The sequence below is a fragment of the Bifidobacterium crudilactis genome (genome assembly GCF_000738005.1).
GTDB classification, from domain to species: Bacteria; Actinomycetota; Actinomycetes; order Actinomycetales; family Bifidobacteriaceae; genus Bombiscardovia; species Bombiscardovia crudilactis.
This window is the reverse complement of sequence record NZ_JHAL01000002.1, coordinates 340,045-359,211: the sequence shown is the minus strand read 5'-3', so window position 1 is coordinate 359,211 and position 19,167 is coordinate 340,045. Positions and strand designations below refer to the sequence as shown.

Genomic DNA, 19,167 nt, shown 5'->3' with positions numbered 1-19,167 from the left:
ATGAAACAACACATCCATCCAACTTATGATTACGTTGTGTTCCGCGACCAATCAGCGAACACCATGATGCTCACCCGTTCAACACTGGCCGCACGAGCGGATTCCCTTCCCAAGGTGCGCTGGACAGACGGCAAGGAGTATCCACTGGTGAACGTGGAGGTCTCGTCGGCAAGCCACCCCTTCTACACCGGGAACAACATCGTGTTGGACACGGCCGGCCAGGTGCAGAAGTTCAACGAGCGTTATCGCAGGAACGTTCCTCAGAAGAATCGGAGCGAGGCATGAAAGTCAAATCTTCGGTGCGTTCACTCGCACGCAAAGACGGGTCGGTGATTGTGCGCAGGCGCGGACACATCTACGTCATCAATAAGAAACATCCCAATCTGAAAGCACGGCAAGGCTGATGGCACTACCCAAGTACAAGAAATCCCGAGCCAACACTCACTCTCGCCGCGCCCAGTGGAAGGCGCAGACCTCTCAACTCGCGACCATTCGCACGCCGGAAGGGGAGAACGTCACCGTGCCCCAGCATCTGGCGGCAGCCGTACGCAAAGGGCTCATCAAGCCCTGAATCCATATGGGGACTGCACGCCCTACGCAAACCTCATATGGCACCTTCCTCAACACCATGCGCCCCGACTCGGTTTCGACACCGAATCGGGGCGTATGGCGTATCTGGCATATCTTCGCCAGGTTTATGGCATTATTTGGTCCGTCACCAACCGATTGTTCCCATTGAAGGATGCCGCACGCCGACGCCGACATAGGCAATGCTCCGGCGTCACGGAGACACTGCGCAATCATCACGGATGCACGCAATCATCGGAACCCTCATCAGGAAAGTCATTCGCAAGGCTGATTGCCCATAGGGTTCCTCGTAGTACCCTTAACAGTCGGAATTCATAAGTGGCGAAGGTCCGAAGGCAAGGGACACGACCACTTCCGAGGGCGCTGACAGAACACTTCAACGACCTTGGGCCTATGGACGTTCATTTTGGGGGTACACATGGTCGATTGGCTGCTTCACATACATCTGCTGCGAGGGTGGCTGCCCACCTTCTGGCTGTTTCTTACTGCAGCCGTCCTGCTGGCGACTCTGGTGGTGCAGCTCGGGTCGAAGCATCGCAAGAAAATCCCATGGCAGATACTCATCGGCATCGTTGCCGGCGGCGTAGGGTATTTCATCACCTGGCTAATCTCCGATGTCTTCTTCGTCTTCGGCGTGAGCCTCGGCTATCGCGTAATCACGGTCATCAGCCTGGGCATCGCCTCGCTGGGCTACCTGATTGCGGCCCTCGTCATGACGCACGGATACCGTCGCGTCCTCTCCGCCGTGGCCATCCCCATCCTCATCCTATTCACGCTGCTGCGCGTCAACATGGTGTACGGGGAGTTCATCCTGTTCAGCAGCGTATTCGGCGTTCCCGTCTACCCCACCCTCAACGTCGAAACCGTGCATAAGGCGACCATGACCGTCGCCGAATGGGACTCTCTGGCTTCAGCGGGAAAGACCCCGTCGCACCCTGAGAAGGGCGAGGTGCGTTCGATAAGCATCAAGGGCAAGCAGTCTGGATTCAACCCGAGACCGGCTGATATCTACCTGCCACCCGCGGCTCTGAGCGCCCATCCGCCCAAGCTGCCCGTGCTGATTATGCTCGGCGGACAGCCGGGCAGCCCGGACCGATTCTTCACAGCCAGCAATATCGCCAAAACACTTGACGCATACGCCAAGGCACACAACGGATTGGCTCCGATTGTCGTCTCTCCCGACCAGAACGGCTCGACCCGCAACAACAGCCTCTGCGTCGACTCCCCCGTCGTCGGCAACGTCGAGACCTACATCACCAAAGACGTGACCAATTGGGTCAACAAGGAACTGCCCGTCGACAGTTCGGCTAAGCAATGGGGCATCGGAGGATTCTCGCAGGGCGGCACGTGTGCCACACAGCTGGGTCCAAGGCATCCCGAGCTTTACGGCCATATCATTCCCATGGACGGTGAAATCGCGCCTACCGAAGGCTCCCGCGAGGAGATGATTAACCGGTACTTCAACGGTGACGAGGAGGCATATCAGGCGCAGATTCCCATCGTCGCCATCAAGCAGCATGCCCCTTCGACCCAAACCATGTTCAGCGCCGCAGGAGACCAGGACTCTCATTCCATCGGCAACATGCATGCCATAGGCAGGGCGGCCGAAGAGGCCGGCATGACCGTAAAAACGGTCATCACCGCACATTCCGGACATGACTGGAACACCGTGAAAACCGCACTTCCTGCAGCCATCGACTGGCTCAGTGCGCAGATGGGGCTGGGCACCATGACCACGCAGCTCGAAGATTACCCTGGCATCACGGTGGTCACTCCCTGACCCGCGACCGTGCCGAAGTCCGCCTAATCCGTGCTTTCAGCGAGCGGCTATCGAGTGCCCGACGTCAGAAACCGCTGCAATCGAATACGAAACCTTAGAGTTCACATAATCAGAGGACTGGAATGAACGAGAAGAATCACGAAGCCCGAACCGCCAGGAATAGCGGCGGCGGGCATTGGAAGGCAATGAGCAAGGACCTGCGCGACTGGCTGAAAAACCACAAGCTCGCCGTGATTTTCGCCATCGTCATCGTCGTCATCAATGTCGCCTATTTCGTATATCGCATGATTGCGGCACCCGGCGTTCCCGATGGCGCGCCGTCTCTGAGTCTGGGGCAGATACTCGACACTCCGGTGCACAGGCCCGGCGTCCAGCAACCCGAATTGGATGTGCAGCTCGTCAGGCTTCTCGCCAGCCTGATTCTGGTGTACAGCCCGCTCAAGCTGCTGCTGCACACGGTTCTCTCCTTCGTGGTTCTGGCCATAGCGGAAAGCCGTCTGGGCAGCAGACGAACCATCATCGCCTGTCTGCTTCCCGCACTCGTCGGCACGGCCGGTGGATTGCTGGTATGCACGCTGCTCAATTCCCTCGCCGGTCAGTGGCACACGATTTCCACCATTCGCATGTCGCTGACGCCTATCGTCCTCGTGGTCGGCTCCTTGATGGCGGCAAGCGAATTCAGTGACTATCTCTGGCGTCGCCGCATCCAGCTCTTCGGCTACAGCGCTATCTGCATAGCCGTTCTGTACAGCGGCAACCCCGGAGACTACTGCATCCTGGTCGCAGCCATCGTCGGCCATATCGCCGGACGCCTGTGGCACGGGCCTTCCACCAAGATTCACTGGTGGCATTCGACATCCTTTGAAAGCCGCCGAATCATAGCGGCAATCTGCGTGATACTGGCCTTGGGCCCTGTGGTCGCACTGACATCGAATCACCGAGCGGGCGCACTGAGCACCCTGGCGATGTTCGTCACCGGCGGCACGGTACACACCCCGCAGGTTCTGGACTGCCTGCACACCGTGGGTAACCAGGCCTGCTTCAACCCCTACGGTCTGGCGCATGTCGCCCTTCCAGGCGCGATTCTCCGCTCTCTGCTGCCCACCGCCGCGCTGCTCATCATCGCCTGGGGACTGTATAAGGGACGCCGCATCGCAGCCTGGGCCTGCATCGTCATGAACAGCGCCGTCGCTCTCTTCGCCTTCCTGTACTGCTTTGTGTCACCCCTGGCTTCCGGCGAATCCCTTAGCTCCATCGTCCGTCACGGCGTGGTACTGACATTCCTGACGACCTCCCTGCCACCCTTGGTGTTTGCCATCGGGGTGTACGTCAATCGCCGCTTCTTCACCATCAAGACCAAACAGACCCGCATTCAGGCAGGCATCATCACCATCGGGGCATCCTTCGTCACCGCTTGCGTCGCCTACGTTCTGCTGGGATATTTCAATGCGGATTCCTTCAAGCCCCATGCCGATGTGATGATGCTGATACGTGATCTGCCACAGCGCTTCCTGCCCATAGCCTTCACCGACGGCGCGAAGGTATCCTTCATACCGACCACGGTGCCGGCCATGCTGCTGCGTCAGGGAGTAGGCCCGTTGTTCTGGATTGTCGTCATCATCGTCATGGCCGGGTGGATGAAGGAATCCTCGGTGCTCAACGTCGAATCCCGCCGCGACGCGGGCCGACTGGTGGAACTCGGCGGTGAATCCATGTCCTTCATGTGCACATGGGAAGGCAACAGCTACTGGTTCTCGCACAGCGGCAACTCAGCCATCGCCTACCGCGTTCTCCACGGTATCGCGCTGACGACTACCGGACCTTTCGGAGACCCTGCTGAGTACCAGTCGGACCTCGGGAATTTCGCCCGTTTCTGCGTGGAGCATTCCTGGTCGCCGGTCTTCTACGGTTTGCACCGACCGGCACGTGAGATTCTCGCCGCGCAAGGGTATTCGAGCATTCAGGTCGGTACCGAAATGGTCGTTGACCCCAGACAGTGGGAGACCCGCGGCAAAAAATGGCAGGACATCCGTACGGCCATCAACAAGGCGAAACGCTCGGGCATCACCGATGTGCAAAGCACCTTCGAAGAGACTCCGAGGACGATACAATCCCAAATCGTCAGCATCTCGGAACAATGGGCGGATACCAAGGCCCTGCCGGAAATGAAGTTCACGCTCGGAGGATTGCAGGAACTGCAGGACCCCCGCGTGCGACTGCTGTACGCCATCGACGCCGACGACCATGTGCTTGGAGTGACCAGCTGGCTGCCGACCTGGCAATCGGGCCACATCATCGGGTGGACCCTTGATTTCATGAGGCATAGCACGGACAGTCCGAACGGCATCATGGAGTTCCTCATAGCCAGGATGGCCGAGCGACTGCGCGATGAAGGCGAGACGGTATTCATGAGCCTTTCCGCAGCGCCCTTGGCCGGACTCGATACGAGCGATGAGGAATCATCCAACATCATCACCCATGCCCTGCAGATGGTGGCCGATATCGTGGAGCCCGCCTATGGTTTCCGTTCGCTGTTCTTCTTCAAACAGAAGTTCCAGCCTCAGGAGGAGCCGATTTACATCTGCTACAGCGATTCCGCAAAGCTGGTGCCGATAGGTCTGGCGGTGCTGCAGGCCTATCTTCCTGATATGAAGGCCTCGCAGACGCTGGATATGCTCAAATCCCTCAGACCGGAATAATTTGGAGCCGACCCTCACGTATCGAATGAGCGGGACTTCCTTTTCCTGGGAGTCCCGCTCATTGTTGCTTCACATACGGCCGTCCATAGCGCTGCACATACGACTGCCGCCGTTTGTGTAGGGATTATCGGCGAATCGCTGGGTATATCAGCAGATTGAATGGCATTACGCCAACGCTCATCCTGTGCCAATCTTGTCAGGCTGACGGAAAATCCCTACACAAACGTCGAAACCGTCGTTCGGAACATCCCCCGCTACTCTTGTTGGCACTCCGGGCACAGCCCGAAGAGCTCAACGGTATGCGAGTGCAGCGTGAACCCATGCTCCGCAGCCGTCTTTCGCAGCCATTGCTCATCAGGAGGCTCGATTTCGATGGTTCGGCCACAGTGTTCGCATACCAGATGGTGATGATGATGGTTGTCCTGACACATACGGAACAGCTGAGAGCCGTTGAGCCGAATCGTATCCGCCTGTCCGGCGTCCGCTAATGCGTTGAGCTGCCGATAGACGGTGGCAAGTCCTATCGACAGACCACTGTCGATGAGCTGACGATGAAGATCCTGGGCGGAGATGAAATCGTCGCACCTGTGGAGGGTCTTGAGCACGGCATCCTTCTGCTTGGTCTGCCGTAACGCATGATCTACCATTTTCTGCCTTTCCTGACTTCAAGTCCGAACGATTCATCATCACCGCAACGCTGCGAACTCAAGCCAAATCACTCCAGCAACCGGTGGACTCCAAATCCCTGACCGTCCCGTCAATATCCGAGGTCAGCACGGTGATATGCCCCATCTTACGATTGTGCTTGATTTCCGCCTTGCCGTAATCGTGCAGGCACCATTCAGGGTGCTCGCCGATGAGGGCTCTGGTGGGCATCACATGTTGGCCGAGCACATTCACCATCACGGCAGGACTGAGCAGCTTCGGCTTGGGCAACGGCCACCCTGCGATGCCGCGCACATGGGCATCGAACTGGTCTATGGAGCAGGCCTCGATGGTGTAATGACCTGAATTGTGGGGACGAGGCGCGAGCTCGTTGACGATAACCTGGTTGTCCTTGGTGACGAACAGTTCGATGGCGAGCGTGCCTGAGAGTTCGAATCCACGGGCCAATCGCAGGGCAAGAGCCTCGGCATCCCTGGCAACCTCGTGGCTGACCGTCGCAGGTGCAAGCGTCAGGTGGAGGATGTTGTTGCGATGTTCGTTGCGTACGATGGGGAAGGTCACGAAGTCATGTCCGTTGCCGGAGATGAGAATGGACGCCTCAAATGCGAAGTCCACGAAACCCTCGAGAATCGAAGGCGGGAAGAAGCCCTCACGTGAGTTCTGTGCGCGCACTTCGGCAAGGTCACTCTCACTGCGCAGCACGCGCTGCCCATGACCGTCATAGCCACCAGACCTGGTTTTCAGCACCGCCGGGTACCCGATGGTTTCGAGCGCGGCGGTCAGCTCCTCGTATCCGTTGACTTCTTTCCATGGTGCGGTTGCCGTACCGTGGTCGTTGACGAAACGTTTCTCGTTCACTCGGTCCTGAGTGACACGAAGCAGGTCGGTACCTTGCGGGACCGCGACGATGTCGCGAACCTCGTCAAGCGCATCGGCATCCACATTCTCGAATTCGTAGGTGATGACGTTGCTGCGTTCGGCCAGCTCTCTGATGGCGTCCTTACTGTCGTATGCCGCGGTAATCTGGAAATCGGCCACCTGAGCGGTGGGGCAGTCCGGCGTCGGGTCGAGCACTCCGACCTTGAAACCATGGTATCTGGCGGAAAGCGCCATCATTCGGCCCAGCTGACCTCCACCGACAATGCCGATGGTCGAACCGGGTTCAAGCATGGTCACAGCTCCATCCGTTTCCTCAGACAAGCTTGGCATTGGACTCCTCCACCTTTTCCTTGAGCTCTTCACGATAATCGGACAGTGCCTGCGAAAGCCGTTCATTGGTCGTCGAAAGAATGCTGACGGCGAGCAGCCCCGCATTCGTGGCTCCTGAATTACCCACTGCAGTGGTTGCCACAGGGATGCCGCCCGGCATCTGCACGATGGAGAGCAACGAGTCCCAGCCACTCAGGGCATGCGAGCGCACAGGCACACCGATAACCGGCAATGTGGTCTGTGCTGCCACCATGCCGGGAAGATGAGCCGCTCCCCCGGCGCCTGCGATGATGACCTTGATGCCTTTGGCTCGTGCTCCGTGGGCGAAGTCCGCCATCAGCTCCGGCGTGCGGTGAGCCGAGATGACCTGCTTGTCATATGTCACTTCGAAGCGGTCGAGAATTTCGCATGCATGCCGCATGGTCTCCCAGTCGCTCGCTGACCCCATGATTACTGCAACCTCTGATGCCTGTTCTGAAACATGCTCTGAAACTTGCTCTGATGCAAGACGTGCGGACTCCTGCTCAACGCTCACGCGCCACCTCCAAAGTCGGGAACAGCACCCACTGTACCCAGTCGCCACGAAATTTCAGACACTGTGCGCTTCACAGCGTATATGCCTTGTTGGGGCTGCCGCTTTGACGACCGCTAAAAGGATGGCCCCATCAGTTCCGTCGAGGACATGGCATGTGTGTTCATACCGCTCGACGGTCTTCGACGGGCCGCATACATATGACGTCAAGCCCGAATGCGATTGGCCCCTGACCCCTTATGGTTCTCAGCAGAGCTCTCCCCTCATGAATGCGGCGAATCGTGCGCAAAACGACGTCCCACGACACAGGAATGCGTTTCTCGTGGCCTGCGACTAGAATGATTCGAGTTTGGCCCCGTAGCTCAGCTGGATAGAGCATGTGACTTCTAATCTCAAGGTCGACGGTTCGAGCCCGTCCGGGGTCACGAGATTGGCGGATTTCCGACCGTTCAGAAGATAACTGCACTAAAAGGACAGCAAATTGGTGATACTTCACCGGAAAAGCTGTCCTTTTAGTGCAGTTATCTCCGTTTAAGCCCCTGGACGGAACGGCTAGACCAGGTTCGCGTCGCGTTCGGCACGCTTCGACAGGACATAAGGCCGGACGGCGAACACAAGCATCAGGCCGCCGACGATAAGCAGGATGAGAATACCTATACCACCCGTGTAGGGCAGGTTGGCCAGGCTCCACGCCGGGTCAAGGACCACCATCTGCCTGCCATCCTGGGACACGTAGGCGAGATTCGTGCCCGACGTGGCATACGTCACCTTCGTCACCTGCGTGGCATCCTCATTCCACACGGGACGGATATCCACCGTGAAATCCGACACCCTGAAATAGCCCGACGGAGCCTTCGTCTCCTTGAAGGACAGCCCACGAGCCTCCACACCCTGCAACGACAACGTGCCATCAGCTTTGGTGACCACCGTGGCACTGCCCGCCTCACCATCGACCGCCAGACGATACACACCATCAGAGCCCACGAACTCGAGGGTCTCACTGCCACCCTCCTGTTCCGCACGACTCACCTCGAACTCCACGCCACCAAGCCTCTTGGACGGGTCATCCTTGTCCAGCTTCACCACGTCCAGCTTGAACGTATACGCGTTCGCCGTCGCGGCCTTCGACTCCAAACCAGCACCCGCATCCGTCCAACCGTTGGATACCTCGCCTATACGGGAGCGGGTCAGGGTCACGGCATTCACATTCGGCTTCAACGACTCCCCCTCAACAGGAGACGACACCACAGCCGACGCATTCAACACCGCCGTATAGCGGATGCGAATCAACGAACCCGCAGGCACCGAGGCCAGGTTCTCAACACCTGTCATGCGAGACCCAGCAAACAGACTCTGCAACCCCGTCACCAAAAGCGTCTGACCCGACACCGTAATCGAATTGGCCGGCAACTGTTCGGTCACATCCGTTTCACCCACAAAGACCCGTACATCTCCTGCATCGGGCAACGTCACCCCGGACTCAGCTACATCAGACACATCAAACTGATACGTACCGGAAAACACCGTGAACCCACTCAAATCAGGTACCCGAAGCGCTATCTCATACTCCACCTCGGCACCCACATCGAAACCATCCAACCCCGCATCGTTCACAATTCGCTTCGCGATATCCGCAATGCTCGTCTTCAACGACGCCACACCCAACCGAGGCTTGCCCTTCACGCCCGCATCCACGAAATCCACATACGACCCATCCTCACCAAGAGCATCGTTGAACACCTTCGTACCCACGACAATCGGCAAGGAACCACCCGCACCCTGAGATGAATCCACAATCAGATACAAGCCCGGACCAGACACCTTGAGCGTCTCAGGACCACCATCCAACTTCGGCAAACTCCCCGCAGCAGCACCCAACGCACCCGTATCCTTCGCCAACTCCTTGGCGAACAACTGCAACTGACCCGCATACGGACTAAACGCCGAAGTCACATCATCACTCAACGGGTCAGTCGGATACCCAAGCCATTTCGCCGCCACCCAACCAATAGGATTATCCGCATCCACATCACCACCAGCAGTCTCAGCAGCCGTCTTCAACACCGTGCCCAAACCCTCAGAAGTATCCAAACGCACACTCTTCAACGCACCAGTCTGGTCAAACACCTCGTCCTGGTAATCACCAATCCTGTACGCCGTCAACGAGCCCGCCGTGGTGCCCGTCAGCTCGATACCAAAGGAGGGAGAGGACTTGATATTCAACGCGCACTCACCCGAACCGTTCGCCTTCACGGTACCCGTTACCGGCTTGGTCGCACGATTCGACCAACCCACCGTATCCGAACCATCCTGCTGACCCCACACCGACAAGGTGTATGCTTTGCCCGCCGTCAGCGTCCCGCACGGCACCACCATATTGCCATCCGACTTCGCCGCCGCATCATAATTCGTACGCCCCGAAGCCACCACCTCGCCCGAATCATCAGTAGGGTCAACCAGCTTCCAACCCAACCCAGACTGAGACTCCAGATTCGAAGAACCCTCCAAATCCTTCAACACCCACTCACCACCAGCTTCAGCATCCTGCTCGATGAACGGCACCTTAGACAACTCCAGGCTCGCATCAGCATCAACAAACGTCAACCGCAACGAATCAGGAGTACCACTATTCGGAGCATTCAACTCCTGCGACTGATTCTTACTATGCGCCGACAACAACAGACGGTCAAGACTCAGACGAAAAGCAGGGCGCAACCCTGCAACAGTGGCGTAGGTTGGCTCACTAGTTACAGAACCGTCATAACGTACGAAGTACACATAATCGTTGCTATTTCGGCGTGGAGAACGGAGCCAAGTGCCGTTGGTAGCGTTGGCGCACTTGTTCGCGTAGGGGTATGTAACGTAATTTGCGCACCGCGCATTATCCTTGGCGATTCCTATATTTTCCACGGTGCGATTGAGATATTGTTTCATATCACCAACAGACAACGGAAATACCCTATACGTAAAATCCGACAAAGCACCAACAGGGTCCGTAATTGGCTCAGTGCCGTCATTGCACCCATCGGTCGGCAAGGCAGTACACACACCCTCCACCTTTGCAGCTCGCAACAATCCTTGTTCGAACACCGAATAATGTTTGTTTGCAACATCAGGACTAGCCTCAATCCGATTATCCGACGCCAGAGCTAGACTCGCCTGGTACGGTTGCGTCGCATTATCAAAGGTATTGCGGTCTTCGACACGCGTATCAAATTTAACTGCGGTTACTACATCATCGGCCCACAGCAATGCCTCATTGTTAGCAACCGATGTCGTCGAGGACCGTGAATACGACTGGCCGTCAACCGAATCAGCTACAACGCTCTTCACCTCTCCCTTCGCCAGAGTCTTGTACCCACCAGATGGAGTACCCCAGCCGCCCGTGGTACCGGCACCCTGCTTGCCAAACACAATCCGACGAGTCGAATCCCACCTATTAGTCACCACAGGAGTCGCACCCTCACTCAACGTGCTGAAATACCCGTCAGGCCCCAACTCCACAGTGTCAGCCTCAGCCGGCTCAACCGACGCCACACCCAGGGCACCAGTCAACAGCAAGAACATCGAGAGCGTGAACGCGATAAACGCGGGAATCCCTCCGGGCATCCTCCCGCTAGAAACCGAACCCTCAAACCTATGAGAACCAAATGACCGCATACTCAGCACCACCCTAGGGATGTCAAAAAACAGCACCCCCCCCCCGCGACCGGGATTCAAGCATCACAGATTCAAGCAGACTGTGTGATGTGTCAGGACTTCGGCGACACACTATCACGCCCCGTACGCGGAGGGAGCGCACTCGGAAACATGATGTCGCTAATCATACATGATGTATGAATTGTTCACTGCAAGCCGACATCCAGCCCAAGCATTCAAAGAACGACTGCTTCCACATCCGGCACCGGACCACAACGGAAGCGATAGTCGAAAACCCATGCAATCAATACGGTTCAAATTCTTCGTGTGCAGTAAAAGGACCGTTGTTCTGCAGCTCTTCCCCGCAACAATCCTCATTGACCTTTGTGTAGGGATTTGCAGTCACATACTCCCGTTCCATTCCCAAGAATGGCAGATTTCCAACAACAGCAATATCGGATACCAGAAATCTCAGAATCAGTCCCCACACAAACGCCAGCAACCGTCGACAAACTCCGGCAACCCGGATTCTAGAACTCCCAATCGTCGTCATCGGTGGACTCCGAATGCCCCATGACATACGAGGAACCCGAACCCGAGAAGAAATCGTGGTTTTCATCCGCCGCAGGAGACAGAGCTGCCAGAATCTCCGCGCTCACCGCAATCTCCGAAGCTTTGAAGCGGGCGGGATACCCCAGATTCATCAGAGCCTTGTTGGCGTTGTATCGCACGAAGGCATGCACATCGTCGATGAAGTCAAAGCCCTGATACACCTCGTCCGAATACCGCAGCTCCAGGTCATACAGCTTGTCGAGGAGTTCGTTGGTGAAGGCATCCATCTGCGAACGTTCCGAAGCCGACAGCTGCTCAAGCCCGCGCTGATATTTGTAGCCGGAATAATACCCGTGAATTGCCTTGTCACGCAATATGAGGCGAATCATATCCGCCGTGTTCATGAGTTTCGCTCGTGAAGCGAAGTGGAGCGGCAGATAGAAACCCGCATACAGCAGCAGCGATGAGAGCAGCGTGGATGCCGCTTTCCGCTTCAACGGGTTATCGCTTTCGTATTCCACGAGCACGGTGCGCACACGTTCCTGCAACAGGTCGTTGCGTACCGCCCAGCGATAGGCGTCGTCTATCTGCTCGCTGGAGCACAGGGTTGAGAATATCGAGGAATACGAGCGCGCATGCACCGCCTGCATGAACGCGATGTTCGTGTACACCGCCTCTTCATGCTCGGTACGGGCGTGCTCTATCTGGCATATCTCCCCCACCGAAGATTGGGTGGTATCAAGCATCGTCAAGCCGGTGAACACCCTGACCGTGGTATCCCGTTCGAGCTCCGTCAAGGTGTTCCACGAGGGAATGTCGTTCGACAGCGGAACCTTTTCGGGAAGCCAGAAATTCGATACCAGACGGTTCCACACCTCCAAGTCCTTGTCGTCCCTGATGGCATTCCAGTTCACCGGGCGGAGCCTCGCCGCATGGTTCCGTCTGAATTCGGGTGGCGTGACCGATGCCGCCATCATCGCATCATCCGCTAATTCGATGGGTCGAACCGTCGTTTTCGCTGACATTACTTCTCCTCTGAGATGACCTACAGACACTATATGCAGTGTTTGTAATATTTCACTTGCACCATATATAGTATTAAAGCTTCAGCGAATATCACACAGCAACACGCAAATGTTCTACCCCTAGAACTCTTTTGTGATATATCCCACACCACCGGCCAACTCAGCATGACGAGTCCTCTGTGCAATGTAATTCAATAAGAACGAATCATATGAGTTCAGTCCAGAAGGCACATTCGATGAACCCGGCCCGGCTTCAGGACGTGATTTTCCTGTCGATGATGGCCGTCAGCGCCCACAGGATACAGACCACATCAATGAGTTCCTGAATCAGCGCGCCCAGCACGGCCGGTATGGCACCGAAGGCCGCCACGATCATGCAGAGAATCGCTGCGATGATTCCTCCGAACACCGCCTGCAGCATGATTCGTCTGGTCTGACGCGAAATGATAATCCCCTTGGGCACCATGGAGATGTCATCGTTCATAATGACCACCTGCGCCGATTCGGATGCCGCGGTGGACGAACCATCCGTCATCGCCACGCCGATATCGGAGGCGGCAAGGACCGGAGCATCGTTGACGCCATCGCCTACCATCATGCTGATGTTCTGCTCGGTATTGATGCCGATAAGCCCCTTCAACCACATCACCAGGCGGGCAGCGCGACCGGGTTCCACACTCGGCTCGATGCGGGCGCCTTCAACCGCAGCCACTTTTTCTTCGGGCAACAGCTCCGCGCGCACATCGCGGATACCCACGGCATTGGCCACGATATTCGCCGAATCCGACTTGTCACCCGTCAGCATCGTCACCCGCGAAACCCCGAGAGCATCGAGTCGCCGAATCATGTCCTTTGCATTGTCACGAGGGAAGTCCTTGAGGATGATGCGCCCGGCCATATGCCCGTCGACCGACACATAGGTGACCATCTCATTGGAGGCCAGTGCCGGAAATTCCGATGCTATCTGGCCGTCGGTAACCGTAGAATCCACAAATTTCAGTCTGCCCACAGCGATGATGCTGTCCGCCACCTTCGCCCGCACGCCGTTACCGGTGGTTTCACGGGCATCGTTGACCACAGGGCGTGGCAATTGCCTGGCATGTATCAAATCCAACGCGGCCGTCTCTACGCCACGGGCCAGAATGTGCGATGAATAGCCTTCGAGCATTCCCGCCGAAATCAACAGCTGGTCGGGATTCACCCCCCTCTGCTGCGACCACGCACTGAGCTCGATGCGGTCCACCCGAGGCTTCTTCTGGGTCAAGGTCCCCGTTTTGTCGAAGAATACGTGACTGACCTCGCCGAGACGCTCAAGAATGTCCTGGGCCTTGATGACGATACCGGCCTTGGCCAGACGTCCCGTGCCTCCCATGAAAGCCACAGGAGCTGCAATCAGCAACGGGCAGGGCGTGGCGATGACCAGCACTTCGGCGAAACGCATCGGGTCCCGGGAGAAACCCCACGCCATGAAGGCGATGGCCAGCGATACCACGGTGAACGGCACCGCCAGCAAGTCCGCGGTCTTGACGGCGGCAGGACGTGACTCCTGAGCGGATTTCACCAGTTCGATAATCTTCTGGTATTGCGAATCCGAAGATTTCGCCGTTGCCACCATCTCGATGGCCGAAGCCCCGTTGATGGCACCCGAAGACAGCTTGGAGCCTTCGTACAGGTCGACGGGCAGCGGTTCGCCGTTAATCATCGACATATCCAACGTTGCCTGTGCACTGTGCAGCACGCCGTTGACCGGAATCGTCTCCCCCGGTTTCACCAACAGGGTGTCACCGACGTTCACCTCACCGACCGGTACGGTATTCCAGGAGGACTCCTGCCCAGGCGCCTGCCCTTGTACGTGGGCGACGGAAGGAGCCGCCTCCACGAGCGCCTCAAGATTGCGCTGAGCCTTCGACTCCGCAAAATCCTCGATGGCCTCGCCGGAAAAGACCATGAGCACCACGACCCAGCCGGCCCAATACTCATGAACCGCAAGAGTGGACATCAGCGCGACGATGGCCAGAATGTCGACGCCCACATGGCCCTTGCGGATATTCACAATCATGCCCCACAAGGAGTGAAGCACACTCACTACGGCGGTCATGATGAGCAGCCATGAAGCCACCGGATATTGGATACGCCACAGCACACCCGCCACCACACCGATGAGCACAGTGACAAGCAGCAGCACGCGGCTCGCACTGAACCGCAGTATGCCTTGAGTGTTTATTCGCTGGTCAGCAGCCATGACAGCACATCTCCAAAGGTCGGGAACACTGGCGTTCAGGCCAGGTTGAATTATCCAAACCACGCCACCATAGCACCCCCATAATCCTTGCAATATCAAGGTTTTGGGTTGCCTATGTCGAATGCTCGAGTTCGAGGGGTAGAGCTTGTTCCACCCCTCGTTCCGCAAATCGTCACCGTCACCAGGAAAGCCCGGCTCCGGAAAGATAACTGCACTAAAAGGACAGCTTTTGGGTAAAAATTCCCAGGAAAAACTATCCTTTTAGTGCAGTTATCTCATTGCCGCCTCTGTTGAAGGTCAGGAAACGGTGTTTCCATAGACCTGCGCCTGCAAATCCTTGCGAGCGGTCTCCAACGACGTTATCTCACCCAGCAGTTTGAACTTGTCAGGCCCATCGACCATCTGGTTCATGCGACGTTTGGCCACCGCGATGCGACGCATATACCCCATATCCAGCAAACGGACCAACAGCTCCGAAGCGTACTGCGTTTCCGCAACGGTCGGCGGGCGGAGCTGTACGGCAGCCGCATTGCTCTCCGGAACCGCCGAATCACGCACTCCACTGGTGTTGTCGTCCTGCGGCAAAGGCAGAGGCATCACGGCAAGCTCATTGATGACCTGCTGCAACCAGGGACCGGTCGCCTTGGTCACATTATGCATCCACAAGCCTTGCGGAGTGTCCTCACTCGGCAGCCCACCAGCGGCATCGACCGCCTGGAACAGCGAACGGAAAACAGGCGTGGTGAAATTCGATTCATCGAGCTGGGCGAACATCTCGCGATTGACCGCACGAGGCACCTGAATCAAGGTGCCCATGAACTGTTGTTCACAGATGAACACGGCATCGTCGATGCGGAAATACCCCTGCATCAGCGCATCCTGATGCTCCAGCTTCTTCCGGTCGACCATACTCGACGATGGATTCTCGCCACGTTCATGAATCTGGTTCAAGGTCTGACGATGATTCCTCGACGCATAGGCATCCTCATCCCTCACATGAAGATTCCTGCGGGCGGCCGCCACCTCCCGATTCATAATCTCCATTTCAACGCCAACCCGACGTGCAGCCTTACGCGCATACAAATCCAGCAGTGAACGGTCACGAATCTGCGCAATCACCGGAGACACGGCCTTCACCGCCCCCATCTGACCGGTGGTGAACTGCGTGTCGAAAGCATCTATCGCAGCATCGATAACAAAGTCATACAGAGGTTTGGCGTGCTGCACCAGGCTGCGCACCGCCTCATCCCCTCGTTCGATTCGCAGATCACAAGGGTCCATATTGTCCGCAGCCACAGCCACAAAGGTCTGGGTCAGGAAAGAACCATCGAGACCAAAAGCATGCAAGGCGGCCTTCTGCCCGGCAGCATCCCCGTCGAAGGTGAATACCACACGGGACCCTTTGACCGGGCCCACCAACTGCACGGCACCCAAGGAATCATCCGAAATCAGACGACGCACAATCTTCGCATGCTCCAAGCCGAAAGCCGTGCCACACGTCGCCACAGCAGTGTCGACACCGGCTAGATGGCATGCCATCACATCCGTGTAGCCCTCGACGATAACCACCTGACGTTTTTTGACAATCTGCGATTTCGCCAGGTCGATGCCGTACAGCACCTGATTCTTCCGATACAGCTGCGTGTCCGGAGTATTGATGTACTTCGCCTGAATCGTGTCATCGTCATACAGTTTGCGTGCGCCGAAACCAAGCGTTCTCCCAGTCGAGTCGCGAATAGGCCACGTCACCCTTCCCCGGAAGTAGTCATAGACCCCGCGCTGCCCTCTTCTGGCAAGACCGGCATCCGTCATCTCCTCCTGGGTGAATCCCTTTGACGAGAGGTGACGAACCAGGTTATCCCAACCTTGCGGAGCATACCCGCATCCGAAACGTTCGCTATCGGCCTGAGTGAAATTCCTTCCACCGAGCAGTTTGCGAGCAGGAAGGGCCTCCTTGCTCATAATCTGCGACACGAAGAAACTCTGCGCCTCCTCGTTGGCCTCCAGCAGGCGCGAACGCTTGGAACCGCGCTGCTCGGGCACCGCACTGTTCGAATCGTAATGCAGCTCGATATGGTATTTATCGGCCAGCACACTCACCGCATCGCCGAAACCGACATTCTCCGACTGCTCGATGTAGCCGAACACATCACCGCCGAGACCACACCCGAAACAATGCCAGACGCCAAGGGAAGGACGCACCGAAAAACTCGGCGTCTTCTCATCATGGAAAGGGCAAAGACCTACGAAAGTACCCGAACCGGAGGATTTCAACGTGACATCAGCAGAGACGATATCGTACAAATCCGCCGCTGCTCGAACCTTTTCGATATCCTCTTTAACAATCATCCCTGCCATGGGCACCAGAATACCTGCAAGTTAGGATGAGACCCGTCTTGACCTCCGGGAAGGTTGCGGAGCGCATTACGACGTGTGGCAAGCGCTACGCGCTTCTATACAATCGCTGAAGCGATTGACTTCGCGCCCTTAGCGGGCGCTCACCGAGCCTACGTACAGCACACCGTGCTGTACGCTTAACGGCTCAGCTTTGTGGGCGCTCACTTCGCCTGACTTCCGGGAAGGTTGCGGGACGTATTACGACGTGTGGCACGCGCTACGCGCTTCTTCGCAGCCTTTGCGGCTGCTCACCTCACCTACGAATACCCCACTGGGGTATTCGCTTTACGTTTCGGCACCGTGCTGTACGCTTAACGGCTCAGCTTTGTGGGCGCTCACTTCGCCTATGCATTGTTAAGTGACGGTTTCGCAGGGACCTCGCTGATTAATCGCTTTCAGCGATTCTTCGCAGCCTTTGCGGCTGCTCACTTCGCCTACACACAGCCCACTGGGCTGTGTGCTTAACGGCTCAGCTGCATAAAATAGCGTGCATGGTTAGGGCGGAACCGTCGGTGAGGCTGGCGACCTGGTCTATGGCGACACGCAGACGCTCATCGTCGTTGTCGGCCTCGTACCAGTCATCGAGGAACACCGTCTCCAATGCGTCCGATGGGCGTGGAGAATTCTCCATCATCACATCCACCAAATCACGAACAATCTCGAGCTGCCTGTCATGGAAAGGTTCGTGTTCCCTCGGAGCCATCACGAAAAACACCGAAATGCCCTTCAACGCGACGATTTCGTAAGCCGTTTCATCAGGAATCACCACCGAAGCCGTGTAACGAACCAGTCTGCCATTGCCGTAACGTTCACGAGTGGCACGCTCCACCGAGCCCGCGAAACGGCCAATCAAAGCACTCGTGATGTTTTTCAACTGCGCCAGTGCACTCCGCGAACCATTGAAATGCTGAGGGAACATCTCCAACGACCTCAACCGTTCCAGCGCAGCGACCAGTTCGTCCGCATCCCACTGCTGCCCGTACCATGAACGCGTCAATTCAACGATGGCATCGATTACCTTGCGGTCCCCGAGAGACAAAGGATTGAAGGAACCGGCGACGATGGCGTCCTCCATGTCATGCACGCTGTAGGCGATGTCATCCGACAGGTCCATCACCTGGCATTCCATAGGGCGGTCGGTCCTGTGACCGGGCCGTTTGAGCCACTCGAACACATCCATATCATCCGGATACACGCAGAACTTGGCGCTGCGCTCCCCCTTCGGATGCTGCGAAGCCTCCGCAAGAGTCCAAGGATACTTCACCGTCGCATCCAATGCGGCACGAGTGAGGTTCACCCCGGCACTACGCCCGTCGGTGTGAAAAATCTTCGGCTCCAGCCGCGTCAGCAATCGCAATGTCTGAGCGTTGCCTTCGAAACCGCCGATATTCCGAGCGATATCGGATAATGCACGCTCTCCATTGTGGCCGAACGGAGGATGCCCGAGGTCATGGGCCAGACAGGCGCAATCGACCACATCCGGGTCGCAACCGAGCATCGAGGCTATCTGGCGACCAATCTGCGCGACTTCAAGCGTGTGAGTCAGTCGAGTACGAGCGAAATCGTCGGTTCCGGCGACGAGTATCTGCGTTTTGGCTCCGAGCCTACGAAGCGCCGATGAATGCACCAGACGGGCACGGTCTCGCTCGAACGCCGTCCGCACGCTGGATTTCGGCGGTTCAGGCGCCCAGCGCTCCTCGTCAACCGGTCCATACCCCTCACCTTCAAGCAAGGACTCACCGTGCTCATCGAACTGTCCACTCTGCACCTAGGCACCCCCAGTCGAATCATCGTCACGAAGCTGTTGCACCCTCAGGCTACCGCACTGCAACCATTAC

General features: G+C 57.1%; 13 protein-coding genes and 1 tRNA gene. 6 read left to right on the top strand and 8 right to left on the bottom strand.

Features of this window, described 5'->3' with window-relative positions; translation table 11 throughout:
* The 5 genes from DB51_RS03765 to DB51_RS03745 all read left to right on the top strand — a co-directional run bounded on the left by DB51_RS03765 (nucleotide 1) and on the right by DB51_RS03745 (nucleotide 5,067).
* The gene (locus DB51_RS03765) at nucleotides 1-285 is read left to right on the top strand and encodes a type B 50S ribosomal protein L31 (protein WP_034251917.1); all 285 of its coding nucleotides are present in this window, start codon (nucleotides 1-3) and stop codon (nucleotides 283-285) included.
* The gene (locus DB51_RS03760) at nucleotides 282-404 is read left to right on the top strand and encodes a ribosomal protein bL36 (protein WP_034251913.1); all 123 of its coding nucleotides are present in this window, start codon (nucleotides 282-284) and stop codon (nucleotides 402-404) included. The genes DB51_RS03765 and DB51_RS03760 overlap by 4 nt, the downstream gene beginning before the upstream one ends.
* Nucleotides 404-571, top strand: a complete 168-nt coding sequence (gene rpmF, locus DB51_RS03755; RefSeq protein ID WP_034251910.1) for a 50S ribosomal protein L32 — start codon at nucleotides 404-406, stop codon at nucleotides 569-571. Before DB51_RS03760 ends, rpmF begins: the two co-directional genes overlap by 1 nt.
* 435 nt (nucleotides 572-1,006) lie before the next feature.
* Nucleotides 1,007-2,368: an alpha/beta hydrolase-fold protein gene (locus tag DB51_RS03750; protein WP_034251906.1), complete on the top strand. Its 1,362-nt coding sequence runs from the start codon at nucleotides 1,007-1,009 to the stop codon at nucleotides 2,366-2,368.
* A gap of 122 nt (nucleotides 2,369-2,490) precedes the next feature.
* The gene (locus tag DB51_RS03745; protein ID WP_051867246.1) at nucleotides 2,491-5,067 is read left to right on the top strand and encodes a bifunctional lysylphosphatidylglycerol flippase/synthetase MprF; all 2,577 of its coding nucleotides are present in this window, start codon (nucleotides 2,491-2,493) and stop codon (nucleotides 5,065-5,067) included.
* Between the two features lie 254 nt (nucleotides 5,068-5,321).
* On the opposite strand, the gene DB51_RS03740 is transcribed toward DB51_RS03745, so the two are convergent.
* From DB51_RS03740 to purE, 3 genes are read right to left on the bottom strand one after another with little or no spacing between them, the layout of a single operon-like run.
* Nucleotides 5,322-5,714: a Fur family transcriptional regulator gene (locus DB51_RS03740; protein WP_034251902.1), complete on the bottom strand. Its 393-nt coding sequence runs from the start codon at nucleotides 5,712-5,714 to the stop codon at nucleotides 5,322-5,324.
* A 58-nt stretch (nucleotides 5,715-5,772) separates the two neighbouring features.
* Nucleotides 5,773-6,942 (bottom strand): 5-(carboxyamino)imidazole ribonucleotide synthase, encoded by a 1,170-nt coding sequence (gene purK, locus DB51_RS03735; RefSeq protein WP_034251899.1) that lies wholly within the window; start codon nucleotides 6,940-6,942, stop codon nucleotides 5,773-5,775.
* Complete coding sequence (purE, locus tag DB51_RS03730) at nucleotides 6,926-7,393, bottom strand: 5-(carboxyamino)imidazole ribonucleotide mutase (protein WP_272866988.1); 468 nt, start codon at nucleotides 7,391-7,393, stop codon at nucleotides 6,926-6,928. Before purE ends, purK begins: the two co-directional genes overlap by 17 nt.
* A gap of 432 nt (nucleotides 7,394-7,825) precedes the next feature.
* On the opposite strand from purE, the gene DB51_RS03725 reads away from it, so the two are divergent.
* Nucleotides 7,826-7,899, top strand: a tRNA-Arg gene (locus tag DB51_RS03725).
* Nucleotides 7,900-8,026: 127 nt separating this feature from the next.
* On the opposite strand, the gene DB51_RS10165 is transcribed toward DB51_RS03725, so the two are convergent.
* The 5 genes from DB51_RS10165 to DB51_RS03700 all read right to left on the bottom strand — a co-directional run bounded on the left by DB51_RS10165 (nucleotide 8,027) and on the right by DB51_RS03700 (nucleotide 19,097).
* Nucleotides 8,027-11,041: an isopeptide-forming domain-containing fimbrial protein gene (locus tag DB51_RS10165; RefSeq protein ID WP_272866987.1), complete on the bottom strand. Its 3,015-nt coding sequence runs from the start codon at nucleotides 11,039-11,041 to the stop codon at nucleotides 8,027-8,029.
* Between the two features lie 602 nt (nucleotides 11,042-11,643).
* Nucleotides 11,644-12,639, bottom strand: coding sequence for a class 1b ribonucleoside-diphosphate reductase subunit beta (nrdF, locus tag DB51_RS03715; protein ID WP_051867451.1), 996 nt, complete (start codon nucleotides 12,637-12,639; stop codon nucleotides 11,644-11,646).
* 304 nt (nucleotides 12,640-12,943) lie between these two features.
* Nucleotides 12,944-14,932, bottom strand: coding sequence for a heavy metal translocating P-type ATPase (locus tag DB51_RS03710; RefSeq protein WP_034251890.1), 1,989 nt, complete (start codon nucleotides 14,930-14,932; stop codon nucleotides 12,944-12,946).
* A gap of 297 nt (nucleotides 14,933-15,229) precedes the next feature.
* Nucleotides 15,230-17,290 (bottom strand): DNA primase, encoded by a 2,061-nt coding sequence (gene dnaG / locus DB51_RS03705; RefSeq protein ID WP_034251887.1) that lies wholly within the window; start codon nucleotides 17,288-17,290, stop codon nucleotides 15,230-15,232.
* A gap of 508 nt (nucleotides 17,291-17,798) precedes the next feature.
* Nucleotides 17,799-19,097 (bottom strand): deoxyguanosinetriphosphate triphosphohydrolase, encoded by a 1,299-nt coding sequence (locus DB51_RS03700; RefSeq protein WP_051867245.1) that lies wholly within the window; start codon nucleotides 19,095-19,097, stop codon nucleotides 17,799-17,801.
* Between the last annotated feature and the right edge of the window lie 70 nt (nucleotides 19,098-19,167).